This window comes from Fulvivirga kasyanovii (genome assembly GCF_009711405.1).
GTDB lineage: Bacteria > Bacteroidota > Bacteroidia > Cytophagales > Cyclobacteriaceae > Fulvivirga > Fulvivirga kasyanovii.
In genome coordinates, this window is the sequence record NZ_SMLW01000671.1 from 25661 (window position 1) to 45440 (window position 19780).

13 protein-coding genes are annotated in these 19780 nt (G+C 43.3%); 8 read left to right on the forward strand and 5 right to left on the reverse strand.

Annotated features, from left to right (window positions below; translation table 11 throughout):
• Nucleotides 1-95 precede the first annotated feature (95 nt).
• Nucleotides 96-1133, forward strand: a complete 1038-nt coding sequence (locus tag E1163_RS27625) for a COX15/CtaA family protein (protein ID WP_155176547.1) — start codon at nucleotides 96-98, stop codon at nucleotides 1131-1133.
• A gap of 145 nt (nucleotides 1134-1278) precedes the next feature.
• Here E1163_RS27625 and E1163_RS27630 read toward each other — a convergent pair whose 3' ends face one another.
• Nucleotides 1279-7893: an alpha-2-macroglobulin family protein gene (locus E1163_RS27630; RefSeq protein ID WP_155176549.1), complete on the reverse strand. Its 6615-nt coding sequence runs from the start codon at nucleotides 7891-7893 to the stop codon at nucleotides 1279-1281.
• 223 nt (nucleotides 7894-8116) lie between these two features.
• Here E1163_RS27630 and E1163_RS27635 point away from each other — a divergent pair, with 223 nt between their 5' ends.
• Together E1163_RS27635 and E1163_RS27640 are read left to right on the forward strand one after the other, a co-directional pair.
• Nucleotides 8117-9118 carry an LLM class flavin-dependent oxidoreductase gene (locus E1163_RS27635; RefSeq protein ID WP_155176551.1) on the forward strand — a complete coding sequence of 334 codons (1002 nt, stop codon included), beginning with the start codon at nucleotides 8117-8119 and terminating at the stop codon, nucleotides 9116-9118.
• Between the two features lie 46 nt (nucleotides 9119-9164).
• Nucleotides 9165-9635 (forward strand): hypothetical protein, encoded by a 471-nt coding sequence (locus tag E1163_RS27640; protein WP_155176554.1) that lies wholly within the window; start codon nucleotides 9165-9167, stop codon nucleotides 9633-9635.
• A 21-nt stretch (nucleotides 9636-9656) separates the two neighbouring features.
• On the opposite strand, the gene E1163_RS27645 is transcribed toward E1163_RS27640, so the two are convergent.
• The gene (locus tag E1163_RS27645; protein ID WP_155176556.1) at nucleotides 9657-9917 is read right to left on the reverse strand and encodes a hypothetical protein; all 261 of its coding nucleotides are present in this window, start codon (nucleotides 9915-9917) and stop codon (nucleotides 9657-9659) included.
• A gap of 250 nt (nucleotides 9918-10167) precedes the next feature.
• Between E1163_RS27645 and E1163_RS27650 the strand changes: the two genes are divergently transcribed.
• Nucleotides 10168-10533 (forward strand): hypothetical protein, encoded by a 366-nt coding sequence (locus E1163_RS27650; RefSeq protein WP_155176558.1) that lies wholly within the window; start codon nucleotides 10168-10170, stop codon nucleotides 10531-10533.
• Nucleotides 10534-10857: 324 nt separating this feature from the next.
• Entirely contained in the window at nucleotides 10858-12468 is a 1611-nt protein-coding gene (locus tag E1163_RS27655) for a condensation domain-containing protein (RefSeq protein ID WP_155176560.1), read from the forward strand.
• Between the two features lie 114 nt (nucleotides 12469-12582).
• Here E1163_RS27655 and E1163_RS27660 read toward each other — a convergent pair whose 3' ends face one another.
• The gene (locus tag E1163_RS27660) at nucleotides 12583-12753 is read right to left on the reverse strand and encodes a hypothetical protein (protein WP_155176562.1); all 171 of its coding nucleotides are present in this window, start codon (nucleotides 12751-12753) and stop codon (nucleotides 12583-12585) included.
• 34 nt (nucleotides 12754-12787) lie between these two features.
• Between E1163_RS27660 and E1163_RS27665 the strand changes: the two genes are divergently transcribed.
• The 3 genes from E1163_RS27665 to E1163_RS27675 are packed head-to-tail and all read left to right on the forward strand — an operon-like array spanning nucleotide 12788 to nucleotide 17177.
• The gene (locus tag E1163_RS27665; protein ID WP_155176564.1) at nucleotides 12788-14290 is read left to right on the forward strand and encodes a hypothetical protein; all 1503 of its coding nucleotides are present in this window, start codon (nucleotides 12788-12790) and stop codon (nucleotides 14288-14290) included.
• Nucleotides 14291-14294: 4 nt separating this feature from the next.
• Nucleotides 14295-15473 (forward strand): phosphatidylserine decarboxylase, encoded by a 1179-nt coding sequence (locus tag E1163_RS27670; protein ID WP_155176566.1) that lies wholly within the window; start codon nucleotides 14295-14297, stop codon nucleotides 15471-15473.
• Between the two features lie 30 nt (nucleotides 15474-15503).
• The gene (locus E1163_RS27675; RefSeq protein ID WP_155176568.1) at nucleotides 15504-17177 is read left to right on the forward strand and encodes a tyrosinase family protein; all 1674 of its coding nucleotides are present in this window, start codon (nucleotides 15504-15506) and stop codon (nucleotides 17175-17177) included.
• 60 nt (nucleotides 17178-17237) lie between these two features.
• On the opposite strand, the gene E1163_RS27680 is transcribed toward E1163_RS27675, so the two are convergent.
• Together E1163_RS27680 and E1163_RS27685 are read right to left on the reverse strand one after the other, a co-directional pair.
• Nucleotides 17238-18170: a YihY/virulence factor BrkB family protein gene (locus E1163_RS27680; RefSeq protein ID WP_155176570.1), complete on the reverse strand. Its 933-nt coding sequence runs from the start codon at nucleotides 18168-18170 to the stop codon at nucleotides 17238-17240.
• Nucleotides 18171-18262: 92 nt separating this feature from the next.
• Nucleotides 18263-19561 (reverse strand): PQQ-dependent sugar dehydrogenase, encoded by a 1299-nt coding sequence (locus E1163_RS27685; RefSeq protein ID WP_155176572.1) that lies wholly within the window; start codon nucleotides 19559-19561, stop codon nucleotides 18263-18265.
• Nucleotides 19562-19780 lie beyond the last annotated feature (219 nt).

Sequence of the window (19780 nt, forward strand, 5' to 3'; positions counted from 1 at the left end):
CGTTCCCCGTTAAAAAGCAGTCATAAATATGATCCTCGTCATAAATTTGTCTGCAGGTATAAGCGATCATTGCGGTCGATCAAACATTGAGCTATATGACCGCACATTATCAAACTGCTGTTGTAAACTGGCTGTATACAGGACTTTTCCTGGTAGTGGCTATGGTTGTAATTGGTGGCATAACCCGGCTCACCGGCTCAGGCTTATCCATGGTCGAATGGCAGGTGATTTCTGGTACCATTCCACCACTAAGTACTGAAGAATGGGAAAAGGCATTTGATGCATACAAACAATTCCCTGAATACCAGAAGCTCAATTATCACCTCACACTTTCGGGATTCAAGAGCATATTCTGGTGGGAATATTCGCATCGTTTGATTGGTAGAGTTATCGGACTGGTATTTATTATCCCCTTCGTTTATTTTCTCTGGAAAAAAAGACTCTCCCGGCGAGACACCAGAAACCTCATCTTTATCCTGCTTCTGGGTATGGCTCAGGGCGGCATGGGGTGGTTTATGGTCAAAAGCGGATTGGTTGATAACCCTCATGTGAGCCATTATCGATTGGCCGCACATCTCAGTCTGGCTTTCTTACTTATTGGAGCTATACTATGGCTTATTTTAAAGATTAAGTACCCCAGCCCGAAGAGATTTGCTTCCATAGAAAGTTTAAGGTTTCCATGGGCCGTAGTTTGTCTTGTAGCCATATTTATTCAAGTTATACTCGGAGCTTTTGTGGCGGGCCTTAAGTCCGGCTACTATTACAACACATTCCCTTTAATGGACGGCAAGCTTATACCCTGGGATACCTTTACTTCATCAGGCACCGGAGTTTGGGAGAGTGGGGCTTTTGTGCAGTTTCTTCACCGTTGGTTTGCCTGGATCGTTTTCATCGCCATTGTTGCTACATGGCTGAAAATAAGGTCAGGGTATTGTTCCATACGGGTGAGAAAGTATTCAAATTTCCTTGTACTCATGGCTTTGGTTCAGGTTATAGTTGGTATTTCCACTCTGGTACTTGCCGTACCACTGTTTCTTGGCGTTGCACATCAGGTTATAGCAACCATGCTTTTTGGCTTGTCATTATCATTGCTGTATCATGTGCGTCATTGCGGCGAGTTTGCGTTTACTTGAGTTAATTTTTCTCTCAAAATAATCCCTTATGACTATCTAAGAGCCATTTTTAGCCAATTTTCGGTATGAAAATACAAAAAGGACACCCGGTCAGGATGTCCTTTTTTGTGCCTATTGCTATATTATGCTCAGTTGCTAACTGCTACTATTTCCCTGTCTCCACCTTCAACGTCACTGCCTCACTGTGGCTTTTAAATTCAGGAGCGTACATATTTTGAATAGTCGTGATGCCATTGGTGAAAGTACCGGCATTGTTCACCCTCAGGTCGTATTCAAAAACATAAACGCCCTTAGGTAACTTATCAAAAAAGAAATTGGTGCTCGCATCCTTGGTGGACTCGTAGTACCCCAGACCATCCTGCCATTTGTATTCGGACAGTGTGCTTACCGGCTCAAGGCCTGATGCACGCTGATCTTTCATATGCATAAACTCCATATCCCGGTCAGCTTTCAGTATGATCCTTATCCTTAACAGGTCACCAGGCTTCAGGCTGAGTGAATCGGTAACTGCGGTCAATACTTCACCCTGAGCATCTCTGGTAACCAAAAATACATCTTTGTTCAAAGTTATGGCATTGGTCGAAGATGCAGTGATGTTATCAATATCTTCAAAGTACTGCCAGTATAAGCTTCCCCAAACCATCTTATTGCCTTGGTTTGTTAGTGTTACTTTGCCCATTTCCTGTGAAATGCTTTCTTTTGGCCAGGTCTTCTTGAAGTAACCGCTACCGGCTTCTGCCTGACCTGCTTCTACCGGCAGGGAGCCCACCTTTACTGATACATCATTGGTATTGCTAACCTCCGGAGATCTATCCAGTAGCAGGGCATAAATGGCCTCAGAGGTAGCCTTTGTGGTTTTCCACCGGTTCGCCTGTTTATGTTTAAGCAGCCATTGCGTCAGTTCATTGTACACCTCTTGTCGCTCTTTCTCATTGTCCATAATCTCATAAAAGGCCTCCGTGATCATAGCCTGGGTTTCAATATCCGACCTGTTCCAGTAATACCCTCCCTCGTTGGCTTTCCAATACCTGCCTCTTTCCTCGCTGAGTATGCTGGTTTCTTGTAGTGAAGCTAAAATTTCGGCTGTCACTTCTTTGTTCCCTGCACGGTGCTGGGCCAAGGCTATCATAGCTTTGGGCATGAGGTCGAAATTAGTCCAGTATTTAGCGGATTGTTCGAGGTAGTACTGATAAGCAGGTTCCAATGCTTCAGAACGGTCATATTCATAGAAGCTTCTGGTATAGAGATAATGTACCTGAATATTACTGATGTTGTTTTTCTCAAGGTAGCCCTTTTCGCGTTTTTCCGAATCAGCCAGCAGCCTTCTATAGTCATTGATCAATTCACTATCCATATAGCTGACGCCCTTTTCCTGCAAATCATCATTATCAGGCAAAGCTTTATTTGCGTCAATTTTACTAAGGTGCCCAAGGCCGGCTATAATGTGTTGTGTGATGTACCTGTTAGGGTAGGGGTTTCCACTAAACCATGGGAAGCCACCATTACTCAGTTGCATTTGTGCCAGTTTCTGGTAATTATCCTTCGATTCTTCGGCAACCTTGTCAAGGTCAAAAAGCAGGGCTATACGCTTTTGCTGTTCAGCCTCGCTTTTTGCATCCCGGAGCCAGGGAGTTTCCTGTATCAATATCGATTTCAATTCAGCGTTGGTTTCCAGCTTACTAACCAAAGCACCTGATGATTTCCATTTTTCAAAGACCTCTTTGATCGCCGGATTACTATTGATGATGTCTGCAGCGAGTGAATTCGCATAATAGCGGGCGAAAGTTTGTTCGGAGCATTCGAATGGGAATTCCATCAGGTACGGCAAAGATTTAATAGCATACCATACAGGATTGGTGGTCAATTCAAAGGTTAGCTGATGATGGTCCAAAGTCGTTGAACTGTTATTGACCAGCTTATCCAGGGTAAGTTCTTTGGTTGTATTGGCTTTCACCGTTAGTGGCAGCGTTTCAGTCACAAGCTGCCTGTTAGAGAGTATGGGTATGATATTCTGCTCACCGTCACTGTACGTGCCTGTTGTGGCTACTATTTTATACTGTACGGCATCGTGGCCGCCCTGTATGTTAAGGTTCCAGCTTACCATGTTACTGCCTTTGGCGGTCACATTACAAGCCGTGCGTACCGGGCTTAAGTGGAGAAGCCCTGAAGTAATGTCGTTACCGGTAACCGGATCGGTAAGCTGTATCTCAACCTGCACTTGTTGAGGTGCGTCCATAAGGTTGACCACCTTAGCGGTCAATTGCAACTGATCTCCTTTTCGCAGGAATCGTGGCGCATTGGGCACCACCATTAACTCCTTTTGTGTAACGGTTTGTAAAAATTTGTAACCCACTACTAAATCTTTGTTGTGGGCCAGTAATTGAAGTTTCCAGCGAGTCAGTGCTTCCGGAGTGGTAAAATTGAAGGATATTTCACCTTTTTTGTTCGTTTTCAACTGTGGAAAAAAGAATGCCGTCTCTCGCAAGTCGCTTCTTGCCTTAACTTGTGCAAGCATTTCATCCAGCTTCTTTTGACCTGCTTTGGTAGTAATAATAACCACACCATTAGCAGCCTGGGAGCCATACAGTGCTGTGGCAGCGTCGCCCTTTAATATTTCCATGGAGGCTACGTCGCCTGCTCCAAGATCCGCTTGCTGTACAATAACACCATCTATAACATACAAAGGCATATCTCCACTGTCTACGCTACTATTGCCTCTAATTCTGATTTGCCTGCTTCCCTCCATAGCGCTTACTTCCACACCGGCTGCACGTCCAGCCAGATCAACAGCTATTTCTTCCGAAATCTCTTCTTCATCGGCAACTTCAACAATTTCCTCTACGGCATACCCCAGAGCCTGTTTTTTCCTTTCCAATGCCATGGCAGTAACCACCACATCTGATAACTGACGAACATCCGGAGACATCTCTACATCGATAACGTTTTTGCCTTTGGGGTCAACCTCAAGGGTTGAAAGGCCTATAAAACTGAATACCAGTACATCTCCCTTTTTGACAGCAAGCTTATATTTCCCATGTTCGTCAGTTATAGTACCGCGGGTGGTTCCTTTGACAATTACGTTTACCCCGGCCAGCACTCTTTCTTCTTCGATAGATGTTACCATGCCGTAGACATAGCCGGCAGGCAGGTTTTTGTCCTGGCTTAATTTTGCCAACGAGGGGCGATCCTCCAGGTTATAGAGCCTCAGGCTGTTCAGGTACCGGTTGTTATAGTAAGCAGAACGGGTAAGATGAAAGCCAAACCAGTTAAACTGATTATGCCTGATTACCGGGGCCTGATAATAATTTTGCGAAATGTTTCTGATATTGAAGTAAGCCTGTCCGAAAGACGAATGGGCATTATTGGGATTATAGGCATAATAGTACCCGCCGGAATTAGCATTAGGATCGAAATTCCAACCATGAGGTTTGAACTGGTCAAGCGAGGCATCGTACATCGAGGTCAGAAATTCCACTTCCGCCCGTTCTTTTCTCTTGCCTTTAACTTTAAAACTCCAGGTTTCTTCTGCTCCCGGCTGTAGTTTGTCGCGGAAAGTCAGGGTTTCAATTTCCAGTTTATTTGTTGGTATGCTCACAGCGATGCGCCGGGTACCGCTTTCAAAGGTGTTGTAGTTTACAAAATAGTAATGGATTGCAAAGCCTTCGGCGTCATTGCCGGTTACGTCTATCGTCAGCACTTTCGACTCATCAGAAAGCTGAATAATATGGGTTTCACTGATTTTGTAGTCTTTATCAACTTCTACTATGAGCGTCAGGTCTTTGGAAGCAGTCCCGACGGTAAGCTTAACCTGATCACCGACGTTATACACTGCTTTGTCCGTTTTTACTTCTATCAGTTGGTTATCACTAACTTTCGGCACCTTGGAGTTGTACACCTTAAACCATGCCTTGGCCTTAATCTCATTGCCTTTTTCATCGGTGGTGATAAGTTCGGCAAGGTAAGCGCCCAGTGGCCAGCTCTCATTGATATTTACAGGCAGGCTTCGGGTAGAGTCCGCGGTATTAAACTCAGTACTCATGTAAACTTCACCTGTAGGCCACGATTTCCAGTCTCCCGGTTCACTATAAGGCTCATGGGGAAATAACTTCCCATATTCTTCTTCCGAAATTTTAGGCAGATCAGGCAATGACCATGGCCGTTTTTTAAGTGGTGCAGCAGGAGCCTGCAACTTGTATATTTTTATCATTCCACTGGCAGTTGCTTTTTCACCATTAAGGTTGGTTATCTCATAGCCCAGCTTTGGTGTTTTCTCATTAACATCAATGTTGTCTTTCACCTTTAATGAAGCTGATAGCATGTGGTACCCCACTTTGACGTTGGTGGTTGATGAGCGTGTTTCCCCGTTAATATCAATTACATCCGCGGTTATTTTATAGGTAAAAACAGGAAGGTCAGAAACATCCGTGCTTTCATCAGGAATAGCTTTAAATTTTATTTCATAGTTACCTTCACTATCAGTAATGACTTCACCTGAGGCGATCTCAACAGGAGGAGAGTAGAACCTGGAGTTGTACCCCCATCTATACCAATAAGGAAGCTCTACACCTCGCTCAACGGCGTATTTAACTTTGGCATTACTGATACCGGCACCGCTGAAGGATTTAGCTTTGCCATCAACACTTATGGTATCATTTACACTGAAAGTTTGTTTTATGGCATTAAAGTTAACTTCGAAAGTGGGCCGCTTATATTCTTCAACAGAAATGTAAAGTTCACTGTAGGCAAAATTATCTATTTCTTCATCATAGAATTTGCTGGTGTCTTCTGTGTCCTCTTCTGCATACAGCATGTACTCTCCGTTCAGCCCGGTAGACGGAATTTTAAATTCACCACTAAAAGAACCAAACTCGTTGGTTTTCAATCTTAAAAAGCCTACCTCTTCACTGTTGACATCATCAAGATAAACCTCGACAAATTCTCCTGGAACTATGGAAGACTTATCATTGACTTCCTTGATAAGAATGCCTTTGAAGTAAATGGTTTGTCCCGGCCGGTAGATACTCCTGTCTGTGAAAAGGAATGCCCTGGCTGTTACATATTCATTTTCATTGTTTTGAGAAGACCTGTAACTTCTGTTAATATGGTGTCTGCCAAAATTTACAGTATCCCCATCCATGAAAACTGTTATAAGGGTAGGAATATAATTATCAGTCAGGGGAATAAAAGCAAAACCTCGCTCATTGCTGGTCAATGTTTCATCCAGGCTGACATTGGAATGGCTCAATGGATCATTGATAACACGTATAGTTCCGCCTTCCAGAGGTTTTCCTGTACTTCGGTCTACCAGTTGAAACCTTTGGCGGTTATTGATGTTGGCCGTAATTAAAGCTATATCAGTTACCTGAATAAGTCCAAAGGCTGTAATAGGGTCATAACCACTGTTGTTCTCTGTTGTGCTATAGATGAGGTAGCTACCTTTGTCCAGGGCTGGAAAAATAACCTCAGTCCCGTGGTGCTGGTAATCTCCGGGATTGATCAGGCTGTCTGACCACGACACTACCGGGGATAAGTTTTTAATGAAATCCACCCGCACGGAATCAAACCTGATATTGTTCCAGATCCTGATCTGCGATTGACTTAACCTGAAAATCCTGAAATGCAGGGAATCCACGTTAGTGTATTTTACAAGGGCTTTAAAAGGCTTGTCTGGTACTACAAATTCCTCCGTAGTGATGCTGAGTGATTTGGCTAAAATCGTCTCCTGTAGTTCGCGTGCCTTTTGCGCCCCATCACTATCCGGAAAGCGCCTGATTGCGCTTTCACAATATTTCAGGGCCTTATTCAAATCACCCCAATTCCTGTAATGCGAAGCCAGGGCAAACTCTATAAGCGTGGAAGCGGGATGTTCCTTATGGGTGGCCAAAAGTCGCTCCAGGCTGTTAGTGTATTTAAAAGGGGCTGTTGAAGAGGTGCCTGAAATATAAGATAGCCGTTCCAGGTCAAGGGCGACTAAAGCGTGGGTATCATTTCTTTCTGCATGATACTTCAATAGCTTCAGGTAAAGTTTAAGTACCTCATGCTGCGCTGTTGTAGCAGTATCTGAAAGGTTGATTTTGTCGAATGCATCGAAATAGGAGCTGTCAGGTTCAAATTCTTTGCCCGGAACGAGTAGGGAATAATCCGACTTGTAGAAGTCAATGGCGTCATGCACCAGCAGGTCTAAAAGGGTAGGGCGGTAGATGTCATATTTAGGGTTGTACTGTTCAGTTAATACTTTGAAGTTGGCCAGGCTTGCTTTTTTTAATTCATTCCAGGGTTGCAGGGATTGCCTGTAATGCCAGTGCATCTCCTTCAGCAGGGTACGGGCATCCCAGGTGCGGAAGTCGACCGAATCTACTTTTTCATCAACATCTGTTCTACGAAAGAGCTTCCACCTGTACTGGTTGTAATACTGATCGTAAACCTCAGCCAGATAGTTGTGGAGTATAGCCTTGGCAGGAGCTTTTGTTCTTGCGATCTCCTTTTCAAGCTTTTGGACCACCTTCAACTCTGCATCTTCTTCCAGCGTCAGGGCAAACTTCAACTGATAGATTAAGGCTTTAATATGTTGTTCATCATTTTTATGCTGTATGGCATAGTCATGAATAGAGTCAACAATGGCCAGAGCGGATTTGGGTAATTCCTTCAACTCTAGGCGATAAACCTTCAGCCAGTGAGTAGCATAAAAATCCTTTTTCTTTTGAGCGACCGCAATAAAAGTTGTGGTAAGTAGTAAGGCAATTGATAAAATGTATTTCATTCTATGGTGTAGTGTGGTATAACCTTAGGTATAGTAAGTAAATTGAACTTATATAATAGACAATATTAAAAAACGTCACAACCTTATAAGTGAATTATGTAAAAAAATACTGTTTGCAGTTCACTGTTCCTGGTTTATAGTTTACAGCAACTTTGAATTGTGAACCATAAATACTTCTTTCAAAACGAAACATGAACCTGACGATCGGAGTTATAACTTTGATATGTCGAAGAATATAAATTACTCCATTCTTGAACTTGCCAGTGTCGCTTACGGTACTACTATTAATGAAACTTTTAAAAGAAGCCTTGATCTTGCCCAAAAGGCTGAAGAGATGGGATATACCCGCTTTTGGCTGGCAGAACACCATAATATGATAAGTATTGCCAGCTCTGCGACCGCTGTACTGATAGGTTATATCGCTGGGGGTACCAGTAAAATCAGGGTAGGTTCCGGCGGTGTCATGTTGCCCAACCATACACCACTTATTGTAGCGGAACAGTTTGGTACCTTAGGAAGCCTTTACCCGGATCGTATTGATCTTGGCCTCGGAAGGGCGCCAGGTACCGACCAGGCCACAGCTCAGGCCATCCGGCCAGACAGGATGCAGGCTGTTTACCAGTTTCCGGAGGCAGTAGGCCAGATACAGCAGTATTTTTCTGATAACAGGGGTGCGCGGGTCCGTGTGAATGTAGCTGAAGGTGTAAATGTTCCACTTTACATTTTGGGGTCAAGCACTGACAGCGCATATTTGGCTGCTAAGAAAGGCCTGCCGTACGCTTTTGCCAGTCATTTCGCACCTACCCATCTTTTTGAAGCACTAAATATCTATTACAACCAGTTCCAGCCCTCCGAGTTTCTCGAGGAGCCTTACACCATTGCAGGTATCAATGTGATTGCCGCTGATACGGATAAGGAAGCCGAAAGGATCTCAACCACTATGATCAGAATGCTTCTGGGAGTATTGACCAATAACCTGGATTATATGCAAGAGCCTATTGATATGACACCGGAGTTGAGAGACTTGCAGCAAAACCCAGCATTCCAGCGCATGCTGACCTATGCTTTCAGAGGAAGCAAAGATACCGTAAAGGAGAAAACAGTAGAATTTCTGAAACAAACCGGGATCGATGAAGTCATTGTATCATCGCATATATTTCACCATGAAGATAGGATCAATTCTTACCGAATATTTGCAGAAATTATGAATGAAATCAAAATTTGAAAATCAACATTGTAGGGCTGTCGTGCCTTTTACCTAAAAACAACAAATGAAAGCTGCTACTTTATCAGAGATAAAAAAAGAACTGAAACATCGCGACCCTGAGGAGATCATGCAAATATGCCTCCGGCTCGGTCGTTTTAAAAAAGACAATAAAGAGCTGCTTACCTACCTGCTTTTCGATGCAAATGATGAAGAGGGCTATATTTCTTCCATCAAATACGAAATTGACGAAATGATTGAGGAGATCAATACAAGCCATCTATATTATGCCAAGAAAGGACTTCAAAAAATCAACCGCAACCTCAATAAATACATCAGGTACTCCGGTAATAAGCAAACGGAGGTAGAAGTGCTTCTTCATTTTGCCAGATCCATTAAAGATTCGGGTATTGCCATACACCGCAGCAGCGTGATCAGCAATATGTACGACAGGCTATTGGTAAAAATTAAAAAAGCCCTGTCTTCACTACATGAGGATATTCAGGCGGATTATGCATATGCGCTTGAACAGCTTTAATGCATTAGGAATCGTAACAGGTTAGTAGGAGCGTTCTTCTTTGACTGTTGCACACCGGAGCAGGACTTCAACCTGCTCATTGGCCATCTGAACATAGTTTTTGACATCATCAATTTTACCATCCCTGGCGAGGTATATGATGGCTCCCAATATATTTTCCTTTGGGTCTTTTACTTGTGACAGAAGTTGTTCTACGAGCTCTGTATTTTCCCTCCCAAATTTTCTGGTAATCTCATACCTCCGGTCTTCCGGGTTTAATGCATGTTCTCTTTTTGATTTCATTGGTAATAATTGTAGTAATTATGTGATCATGGTAATATACAAGCGCTCACTTAGAGTTTAATTGCCTGACTGAAGTTGTAATTTTAAAATTTTCGCTCCCATAGCTAATCACTAAATACAGTGATAGATGAAAATCACCAAAAACAGGCTTTTTTCAAATCTTATTGAAATCTAATTTTGATTTGCTTATTACAAGCTTAAGTGGGTTAACATCATGATGGAAATTTCTGGGATTAATAATAGTTAAACAATGGGGTTGATCATATGCAATAAACATGGTAAGCAAGGTATTGCCATAAACATCCAGCGGGAAATATGTGAAAAGATGCTAAAAGGTGACCGATTGCATGATGACAATCTTGCAGAGGTCAAGGTGCTTTATTTTGACAGTGATGAACTGCTTCTCGACATGAATTATGTGGTTACTAATACCTTAAAAGAGCAATTGAAGCTCCATGATGTTTATGAGGTACGAGAGGATGCCGATGAGGAACCTCTTAGCAAATTATTCAGCACAAAGATGGGGATCATCTGCGGACAATGCCTGAATGAATATGAGTATAAAGCGGATATTCAGAGCACATTGGCGGCATACCGCAGTAACTGGGTTAGATGAATGATACGCGACGCGCCTGTAAAATAATCAGCAGTTTTTTGTTTATCGATTTGAATCAATATAACTCAAATAATGCTTCTGCAAAGGGTTAATATCGAGCCGCCCTTAGGCCATGGATGAATGCTATAAAGATCCCACATTATTAGCTGTTTACTGTAAAAGGTAACATAATGTTGTTGCTCATTTTTTAGCAAAAACAGGGTAATTTACTACTTTAGGAAAGATAAAAATATTCTAAATCGCAGAACCCTTTGATCTCTAGTTGGTTACTGTCGATAGGCAGAAACTATGCTGATCATATTTTAACTCAACCGCCCCAAAACCATGGAAGAACTGATCCTAAAACTTAAAAAAAATAATATTTCTATTAGTGTCATTGAAGACCGGCTTAAATTAAATATTCCAGATAAGCTCGATGCTACTGATATTCTTCTGGAGGTCAAGGAAAATAAGCACAACCTGATCTCATATATACGTCAGTTAACAGAAGATGTCTATGCCTTGAAACCGGTTAAAAAAATGGACTACTATGATGCATCCATAAGTCAGCAGGCATCACTCTTGGCTACTTTGTTTAGGAACCCTGAAGAAAAATATGAATATACCTTCAACATTGAAAGGACACTGGAGGTTGAGGATGCTGACATACCTGCTTTGAAAAGGGCATTTTCTATTTTAGTTGAGCGTCATGAAGTGTTAAGGACGGTACTTGTTCTCGTGAATAATAAGGTTAAACAAAAGGTGCTGGCTCCTCACGAGTTGGATTGGGAATTGGTACAACTGGATGCCAGAGACTCGGAAAATGTCGAAGAATACGTTAAAAAATTAAAAAGTGAGCCAGTCATTTTCGACTTCGAAAAAGGACCATTATTTGACCTGCGCCTGGTACATGTAGAAGATAAGCGACACTTATTGATATTTACCATACACCATTCTATTTCCGATAAATGGTCGATAGGTATTATTGAGAAGGAGCTGGCGCATATCTACTCCGAGTTACTTGCAGGACGTACTCCCTCGATGGCTCCTGTAGAAATCCATTTCAAAGATTATGTGCATTGGACGAGCAGAATGATTGCCAGAGATGATGCCAACTCACATCAGCTTTATTGGTTTAATAAGCTCAGGGAATTACCCATACGAAATATTGAAACAGAGCTGGGTTATGCGAAATCACCGAACCTTGGGTTGACTTATAAAGAGAAGCTTAGAAAGGAACTGAGAGAAGGGCAGGGGTACAGGACAATGACCCCGGAAGAGGAAGAAAACTTTTTTGGAGTACTGGCAATTATTGAATTCAGAAAAGGCTACAGGTATGACTATACAAGAGGCCACGAAATTCTGGATACTTTGAAAAGGCTTGCATCAGCCACAAATACTTCTGTTTCGGTAACCTTAGTAGCTATTTTTAGTTTGCTTTTAAGCAGAGTAACCAAGGAGACAGACACCATAATAGCCCTCAACCGAATGCTTCGAGAGAATGGAAACCTAAAGGATATGATTGGGATGATGACAAACACTATTTTTTTTCGCAACAAAGCAGATAAAGACCTCCCGGTGAAAGACTTTGTGAAAGCTGTAGATGAAAACCTGCTTGAGGCTTATGACCACAGCCTTTATCCTGTTGAAACGCTCATCAATAATCTGGATAAACCATTGCATGCGATAAGCAAGGTTTTTCTCAACGTTATGAATGTTGAGGACACTACGATTACGGAAGATATATATTTAAATGGTCCGGATAATACAGTATGTCATCCTTATTTCGATATGGATTTTGGCGTGTTGATCTATAACAATGGTATAAAGATCCAGTGCAGCTATGTTTCCGGTCTTTACACTGCCGACACCCTGAAATATATTTTTAACGAGTTCGATGGGTTGATCAAAAGCATTGAGCAGAACTCTGATGTATTGGTTGCTGAAGTGATTTGATTTACCACCTTATACATCAAGGAAAAAGTTACCTGTTGTCTGTTGGGTAGAATTATCCATTGCAGGTAATTTATAATCCATTTCATATGTCTAAATACCAAAAGGAAAAATTATTTAAATTTTCTTAAATTTTTCTTTCTTCGGAACATCCTGACCGTGACCTTCTTGGCCTGAAGCTACTTCCATATACCCAAGGTTGGGTATTGCCTCTATACCATAATTATTGCTTATTGGGTAGAAGAACCTGCTAAATGCATCTTTTCGGGCCACATAACCGGGGTTCAAAAAGCGCTGTGTTTATGACCTAAACTAACTACCCATGAAAACCAACATGCATTATTATGCTCTTGCTTTGCTATTGCTCATGAGCTGTGGCGGCAACAAAGAATCATCCACGAAGGATGAAGCTCTTCTGGAAAATTCAGAAGACTCAATTACACTGAATATTTCTTATCAAATTCCCGGCGACCTTCCCGCGGATGCGTCAGAAGAGGAACTTGCCAAATTTGCCTGGAATGAATTCTTTGCATTAAACTGGGCTTCTTCCTGGCCCAATGACCAAAAAAGAGCTACTCCCAATACCAGTTGGAAGTTTGCCGGAAGTGGTCCTGCTCCCGGTGTAGCTGTTTGGGAAACGTACATTCACAGAACAGAGCTACGGCCTGCCAACGGAAAGCGTACCCGTAGCCTGACGTCAGGTAAGCCCTACTATACCTTCATTAATCCGGTTGACACCACCACCAACAATGTAGCACTCAGCGATTACTGGGTCAATCTTGATGAGGATAATGAGATAGGCTCTGCGTACGTTTTTGCCTATGACTCCACCGAAGTCCTGTATATGGCTAAATCCAACCTGGTGGAATATACTTACGTAAAAAACAACTTCCCAACGGATAGCCTGCTCAAAATTGCGGTAGATAACGGTACGGACCCCAGTCTGAGCTACCTTAAGAAGGTGACTCAGGAAGGAGCAACCTGCAATAGCGATACCGCCAGTCATGTAATATGTTTGCCCTGTGGCAGTGATACCGAGGAGGGAACCATTGAAATTAAAACCGCCTGGAGGTTCCTGCTCAATGGGAAAGATGATCCGTCAAGGTTCATTACCAAATCGGTAGTTTACTACACTGAAGAAAATGGTTTGCCTACGGCACATACCGGTACCATGGGCCTTATAGGGATGCATATCATCCGTAAGACTCAAAATTACCCTTCATTCATCTTTGCCTCCTGGGAGCAGCTAGACGTACGAAATGCCGACATGCAAACCATAGGACTGGATACTCCGCTGGTAAACAATATGCCGGACCCTAATGTTGATCCTCATCAGCTTGAGCCAGTAGTTCCGAGAAATATTCCAGCCACACTGCAATCTGTAAACACCGAGGCACATAACCTGATAACCTCCCAAAACCCTGAGTCCCTCTGGCAATACTATCAACTGATAGGGGTTCAGGGCATACCGGTTGACTATACCAATAAGGGGCAGGATGACAACTATTTTATGGCCAACTATGTGATCGAATCCGACAGCCTGTTAACAGTGTTTCACGGATCATTTGCCGACCCATTTAATGCAAGCCTTCAAAATGTAGTGTACAAAGGCGAATCATACAACATGGGTGGTTGCCAGGGTTGCCATGGCCAGGCCCAGATCGGAGGCACGGATTTCAGCTTCCTGCTCGACTTTGGTGCCGGTAAGCCTGTACCTCAGCCTGATCTACTGCTTACGGTAGATGAAGCCCTGGAAAATGCCAATCCTTCACAAATCAAGAATTACGTCGAAAAATTTGAACAAATAATTACTTCAAAACAATAAAGCCATGGAAACCGAACCTATTGAAAAAGTAAAAAAGTTTGAGAATGACAAGCTGGCTTCACTGATCAGGGAGCTTCGCGAAATTGTGAGCAACCCAGTAGTGGAAGCAGCCTATAACGACGCCATTGCCAATGTGCATCCCATTTTATGGACAGGAGCACCTAACCCCTGGAAAGGACAGACCATCGATTACTTTGTAGAATACTTTGAATCATGGTTTGCCTTTTTGCCTCAGCCTGCCGGTGGACTCGGCAAAATTGTGCCGTTTACTTATTTTTATTATAACAATGAGTCTGCTTTCTACTTCCTCAATGAGTTTAAGAGCAGGAAAAGCCCCGACAAACCTTATACTACAGAGATCTTTGACTGGACAGTGAAGTTTATCAAGGCACGTGGCGAGTTTATGGATTCAGAAGAATCATTAAAATATATTGATAGCTGGATCAAAGATCCTTCTACCCACATCGATGATTTTATCGTTCCGCAAGGAGGCTTTAAATCATTTAATCAATTCTTTACCCGGGAATTGAAGCCATCTGCCAATCCCAGACCAATTTCCAAACCGGATGATGATTCTGTGGTAGTTGCCAGTGCCGACTCCGAAATTAATTTCATTGAATCTGAGCTGACATTGGACACCATGATGGATATAAAATCAAGGCAAATCAGTATGAATGAATTGCTTAAGGGTTCAAAGTATGCCGCTGAGTTTGTAGGAGGCAATGCCATCTCGTGTGTGCTCATGCCTAACAATTACCATAGGTACCATGCCCCTGTTACCGGTGAAATAGTGGAGTCAGTTGAAATACCAGGGATTTACAATGGCATTATGGATGGTGAAGATTGGTTCAACATTTTCAATGTCGGTGAAAGTACTACTGATTTCAGCATTTTTGAGGATTTCCACAGGGCATACTTCATCATCAAAACCTCTAAATACGGTTATGTAGGAGTGGTACCGGTAGGCCTCAATACCATCAGTGCCATCAAGCCGTCCATGATCAATAAATCATCTACTATGGTGCCTCCGGGAAACCCTCCGGTGAAAGTGAAAAAAGGAGATGAGTTGGGGCATTTTGCTTATGGAGGCTCCCTGAATATCCTGTTATTTCAAAAAGGAGCTTTTTCTTCTGTTTCCGTTTTGATGGGACAGCGGATCGGCAGCCTTTCTGCTTTAAATTAATGTATAACCAACTTTAAAAACCAACAAAAATTGAAAACCTGGAAATTTAAACTGCTATTTACCCTTTGTGCCTGCCCTGTGCTGTTCAGTTGTGGCCCGGCAGAAAACAACTCAGATACTACCACCGAAGTGGTTGAGGAAGTAAGGTATGAACGTGTGAATGCCGACACAAGCCCTGATGCCAACAAAGTACTGGACCTGTATGCGTATGGTATGGCTATCATTAAAAAGCTGGACTGTACTGACCCTGCAAGCTGGTACTACCAGGGGAGTATGCATTCCGTACCACCCAGAGACGAAATTGAAGGACCTACGGTAGAGCTATGCCCACCCTACGATTCTGTTCCGCCTTTGAGAGCCTGGAACTCTTGTCCTCACATGTACCCGACGCACCAGCAGCTCAACTTCCTCACGTGGCACAGGCTGTACATCTATTATTATGAGCGTAACATCAGACATCATATAGCCAAAGGAGGAGAAGGGCTTCCTGGTTTGGGTGATTCCATCGCCAACCAGTTTAGTCTGCCGTACTGGGATTATACCGATCAGGGGAATATGCCTAAGCCGTTTACAGTAAAATCGTATGATTTTGAAAACGTAAAATTGGTAGATAACCCGCTTTATGAAATTGGCCGTTCTCCTACGTTGATGGACCGACAGCCAATAGACTATAACTCCAGTGATAGCATCGCGGTTACTTTACCGGATGGATCGGTAAAGAACCTATGCATCAAAACTATGGAACAGGCGCTTGATGTTAATGATTTTCTCTCATTACCGGATGTGAGTGAGTTTTCACGTGGCCTGGAAGACCGCCTGCATAATGTGATGCACGATTATATTGGTGGTGCCGTGGACTCGGTGGACCTGGCCCATGATCTGTATAACCGTATCTATCAAAGCACCAAAAGCGGCTTTGGCCTGATGGGGCAGATCCCAAGTGCAGGGTTTGACCCGATCTTCTTTCTTCACCACTCTAATGTCGACCGTATGTTTGCCGCATGGGAAGCCACCTATGGCCCCATTACCATTGAGGATATGAATACCTATGCCGGCAAGTGGGATTCTATCAAGCATATCTACCAGTTTTGGGATACACCAACAAACTCCTGGATCACTTACAACAGCATGCAGGAGATGCTGGATGCAGCCCATGCCATAGACTATACGTATGAAGAACTTCCATCGGTGAATAAGAAAATGCTCAGCGCCCAGCAAAAGCCGAAAGCCTCGCAATTGGTTAATGAAATTGTAAAGAAGACCCCTGAGGTTTTAGGCGAAGTCGGAAAGCCCCATGCCTTGGCTCTCAATAACGCCAAAGCATTGAAGTCCAATGGAGGAGAGGCTCGCTATACCATTGAAGTAAGCCTGAAGTTTGGCAGGAACATGTTCCAGCAACTGGCAGTATTCTCCATCCCTTCTGATATGGACTGGAATGCATGCGACCTGGACGATGCCTATGTACATGGGGTTACGGCTGTGTTCGGCTCAACGCACCCTATGGAGCATGGTGGCGGACATCATGCCATGGGCGCCATGGTAAAGGGTCAGGAGTTTAGCCACACCTTTGTATTTGACGTAACCGAGGCAGTCAAAAAATTACCGGCAGGAGAGACCTTAAAGGTATATGTGGTGCCAATGAACACCCAGAACGGTCCGGATTTTTACCTGTCAGAAATTGAACTGTATGAACATACATTTTAAAGTAAATTGATTCGCAGGTTTGAGTAAAGAGTCTCGCGGGATTATTCCTGCGGGGCTTTTTCATTCATGGCGCTTTACAGGTTCTTCTTTTTCTTCCTGCTCATAAGAAAACCAGATGTCATGCTCCTTATGGGGCTTTTGGCTGGCCGTTCCTTTGGCAACCTGGCGTTCAATTTGTGAATTGAACTCAGCACCAAGCAATATGATAAACCCGGTAAGATAAAACCAGAGCATTAAAATTATTATGGCTGCAAAACTTCCATAAGTCTCATCATAACTTCCGAAGTTATCTATATAAAGAGTGAAAAGAAGTGATCCGAAAAGCCAGAATATGGTAGCCATTAAAGCTCCTGGCATCGTCCGTTGGAATTTACTATTGCCAACCCTGTCAGGAGCAACTTTGTAGATGAGAGACAGGGCACCCATGACCACCACAGCCAGTAAAGGCCACCTGGTCCACTGTACAATGGTTTTCAGAGTTGAAGGCAGGTTGATCCTGTCCACTATAGCAGGAAAACCGACAACGAAAGCAATACACAGGAAACCTGTAATTACCCCTGCCAGGGTAAAGAGAAGGGTAATGGCGTATTTCTTAAGGAAACCACGTTCATCAATTTCATTATAAGCAATATTAACCCCTTCAAATACAGCAGAAGTACCTTTGTTTGCACTCCATAGGCTAAGCAAAATACCAAGAGCCAGACTCCAGCCCAGTGCATGGTCAGGTTCGGCAGAAATGCCCTTTAGTATATCACTGATCAGGCTACTGGCCTGCTCCGGTAATTCGCCGGAGATTTGAGAGATTTGCTGTTCTACTTCGGCAGGATCCATAATAAGGCCATAAATGGATACAACCGCTGCAATGGCTGGAAATATGGCCATAAAAAAATAAAAAGCGATGCCGGCCGCCACTATGGAAACATGGTCCTGATTTAGCTGCCCCTTTACGCCTACGGCTGCTTGCTTCCAATAATTGCCTGATCTTGTGCTCATTGTATATTTGTTCAGGATCTATCCCGTTGGGGAACTATTATTGAAGCCAACCACCTTAAAAACAGCAGTTACTACAGATTGTTTTAAACAGATTATTGGTCATAGGTGACCTTCCAGATGGTATTGGTGACGTCGTCCGTTACCAGTAAGGAACCATCAGGCATCTCAATCACACCTACCGGCCTTCCATACACCTTTGCCTGATCAGGTTCATCGATAAATCCTGAAAGGAAATCCTTGGCCTTTCCGGCGGGTTTCCCATGCTTGAAAGGTACAAACTTTACACAGTAGCCAACTAATGAGGACCGGTTCCAGGAGCCATGCTGCGCTATAAAAGCACCACCATGATACTTCTCAGGGAAGCTGCTGCCATTGTAAAAAGCCAATCCCAATGAGGCTGTATGAGACCGGAGTGCATAATCAGGAACAATGGTTTGGTCAGCAACAGGCGGCTTTTCGGCTACACGTGGCTCATCATGATTTCCAAAGTAAACATAAGGCCAGCCGTAAAAACCACCTTCTTTTACACTCGTGAGGTAATCCGGAACAAGCTCATCGCCAAGCATATCGCGTTCATTGACTACGGTCCAAAGCTCATCTGACCCTGGCGCCCAGTCCATACCTACGGGATTTCTCAGGCCTCCGGCATAAACCTTCAATGCTGATCCGTCAGGATTCATTTCAAGTATATTGGCCTTCATAAACTCGGCTTTTATGCCATCTTCAGCCACATTGCTGCCCGAGCCAACCGCTATGTAGATCTTTGACCCATCCCGGTTAGCAATGATATTCCTTGTCCAGTGCTGGTTATGCTTGCCCGCCGGAAGCACGGTTATCCTTTCACCCTTACCTTCTATGGCTGTTTGACCTGATTTATAAGGATAGCGCCATACACCGTCAGTATTGGCGACATAAAACCATCCATTCAGAACCAGCATACCGAAAGGCTGATTCAGGTTTTTCAAAAAAATATAGCTGCTTTCCGGGGATCCATCACCATTGGCATCACGCAGCAATGTGATCCGGTCGGCACTGTGTTTAAGGCTTTTTGATCTGTGTGCTCCTATGAGCACGGCACCAATTTTCTTGAGCAGCCCGTAATTGGAATTACTTTCGGCTACCAGCACATCACCATTCGGCAGCACATACATCCATCTCGGGTTCTCCAGTCCGTCTGCGTATTTTGAAACAGTAAAGCCTTCCGGTGCTTTTGGTTTACGGCCGTTCCAACCTTTCACTTTACTGAAATTAGCCACGCCCTTGGTGGCATATGGAGGGGGCAGGGTGTCGTTAGGGGTGTGGTCGGTTTTAGGAATAGGTTGTTGAGTAAGGCACGATGCGAAGAGGATGCTAAGTACAAATGTTCCAGGCAAAAAGGTTTTATATGACATGACGCGGGCATGAATAGAGATTAAACTTTCTTCATAAAGAACAGTCGTATAAAAGTGAATGTTTTCGCATGCTATGGTAGTATGAGCATCCACACTGCAAATAAACTGCACTTTACCCCTGAGATAAGTTAAATACTGCAGGTTAGGTCATAAAATAATCAAATTAATTTAGTATATATTTTGATTTCAGGGATTGAATACTTTTATTGCGGGCGATTT

Excerpts from the sequence above, each read along its gene's own strand:
- E1163_RS27680 (WP_155176570.1), bottom strand. The coding sequence starts at position 18,170 with ATGAGCACAAGATCAGGCAATTATTGGAAGCAAGCAGCCGTAGGCGTA.
- E1163_RS27670 (WP_155176566.1), top strand. The coding sequence starts at position 14,295 with ATGGAAACCGAACCTATTGAAAAAGTAAAAAAGTTTGAGAATGACAAG.
- E1163_RS27685 (WP_155176572.1), bottom strand. The coding sequence starts at position 19,561 with ATGTCATATAAAACCTTTTTGCCTGGAACATTTGTACTTAGCATCCTC.
- E1163_RS27630 (WP_155176549.1), bottom strand. The coding sequence starts at position 7,893 with ATGAAATACATTTTATCAATTGCCTTACTACTTACCACAACTTTTATT.
- E1163_RS27665 (WP_155176564.1), top strand. The coding sequence starts at position 12,788 with ATGAAAACCAACATGCATTATTATGCTCTTGCTTTGCTATTGCTCATG.
- E1163_RS27650 (WP_155176558.1), top strand. The coding sequence starts at position 10,168 with ATGGGGTTGATCATATGCAATAAACATGGTAAGCAAGGTATTGCCATA.
- E1163_RS27625 (WP_155176547.1), top strand. The coding sequence starts at position 96 with ATGACCGCACATTATCAAACTGCTGTTGTAAACTGGCTGTATACAGGA.
- E1163_RS27640 (WP_155176554.1), top strand. The coding sequence starts at position 9,165 with ATGAAAGCTGCTACTTTATCAGAGATAAAAAAAGAACTGAAACATCGC.
- E1163_RS27655 (WP_155176560.1), top strand. The coding sequence starts at position 10,858 with ATGGAAGAACTGATCCTAAAACTTAAAAAAAATAATATTTCTATTAGT.
- E1163_RS27645 (WP_155176556.1), bottom strand. The coding sequence starts at position 9,917 with ATGAAATCAAAAAGAGAACATGCATTAAACCCGGAAGACCGGAGGTAT.
- E1163_RS27635 (WP_155176551.1), top strand. The coding sequence starts at position 8,117 with ATGTCGAAGAATATAAATTACTCCATTCTTGAACTTGCCAGTGTCGCT.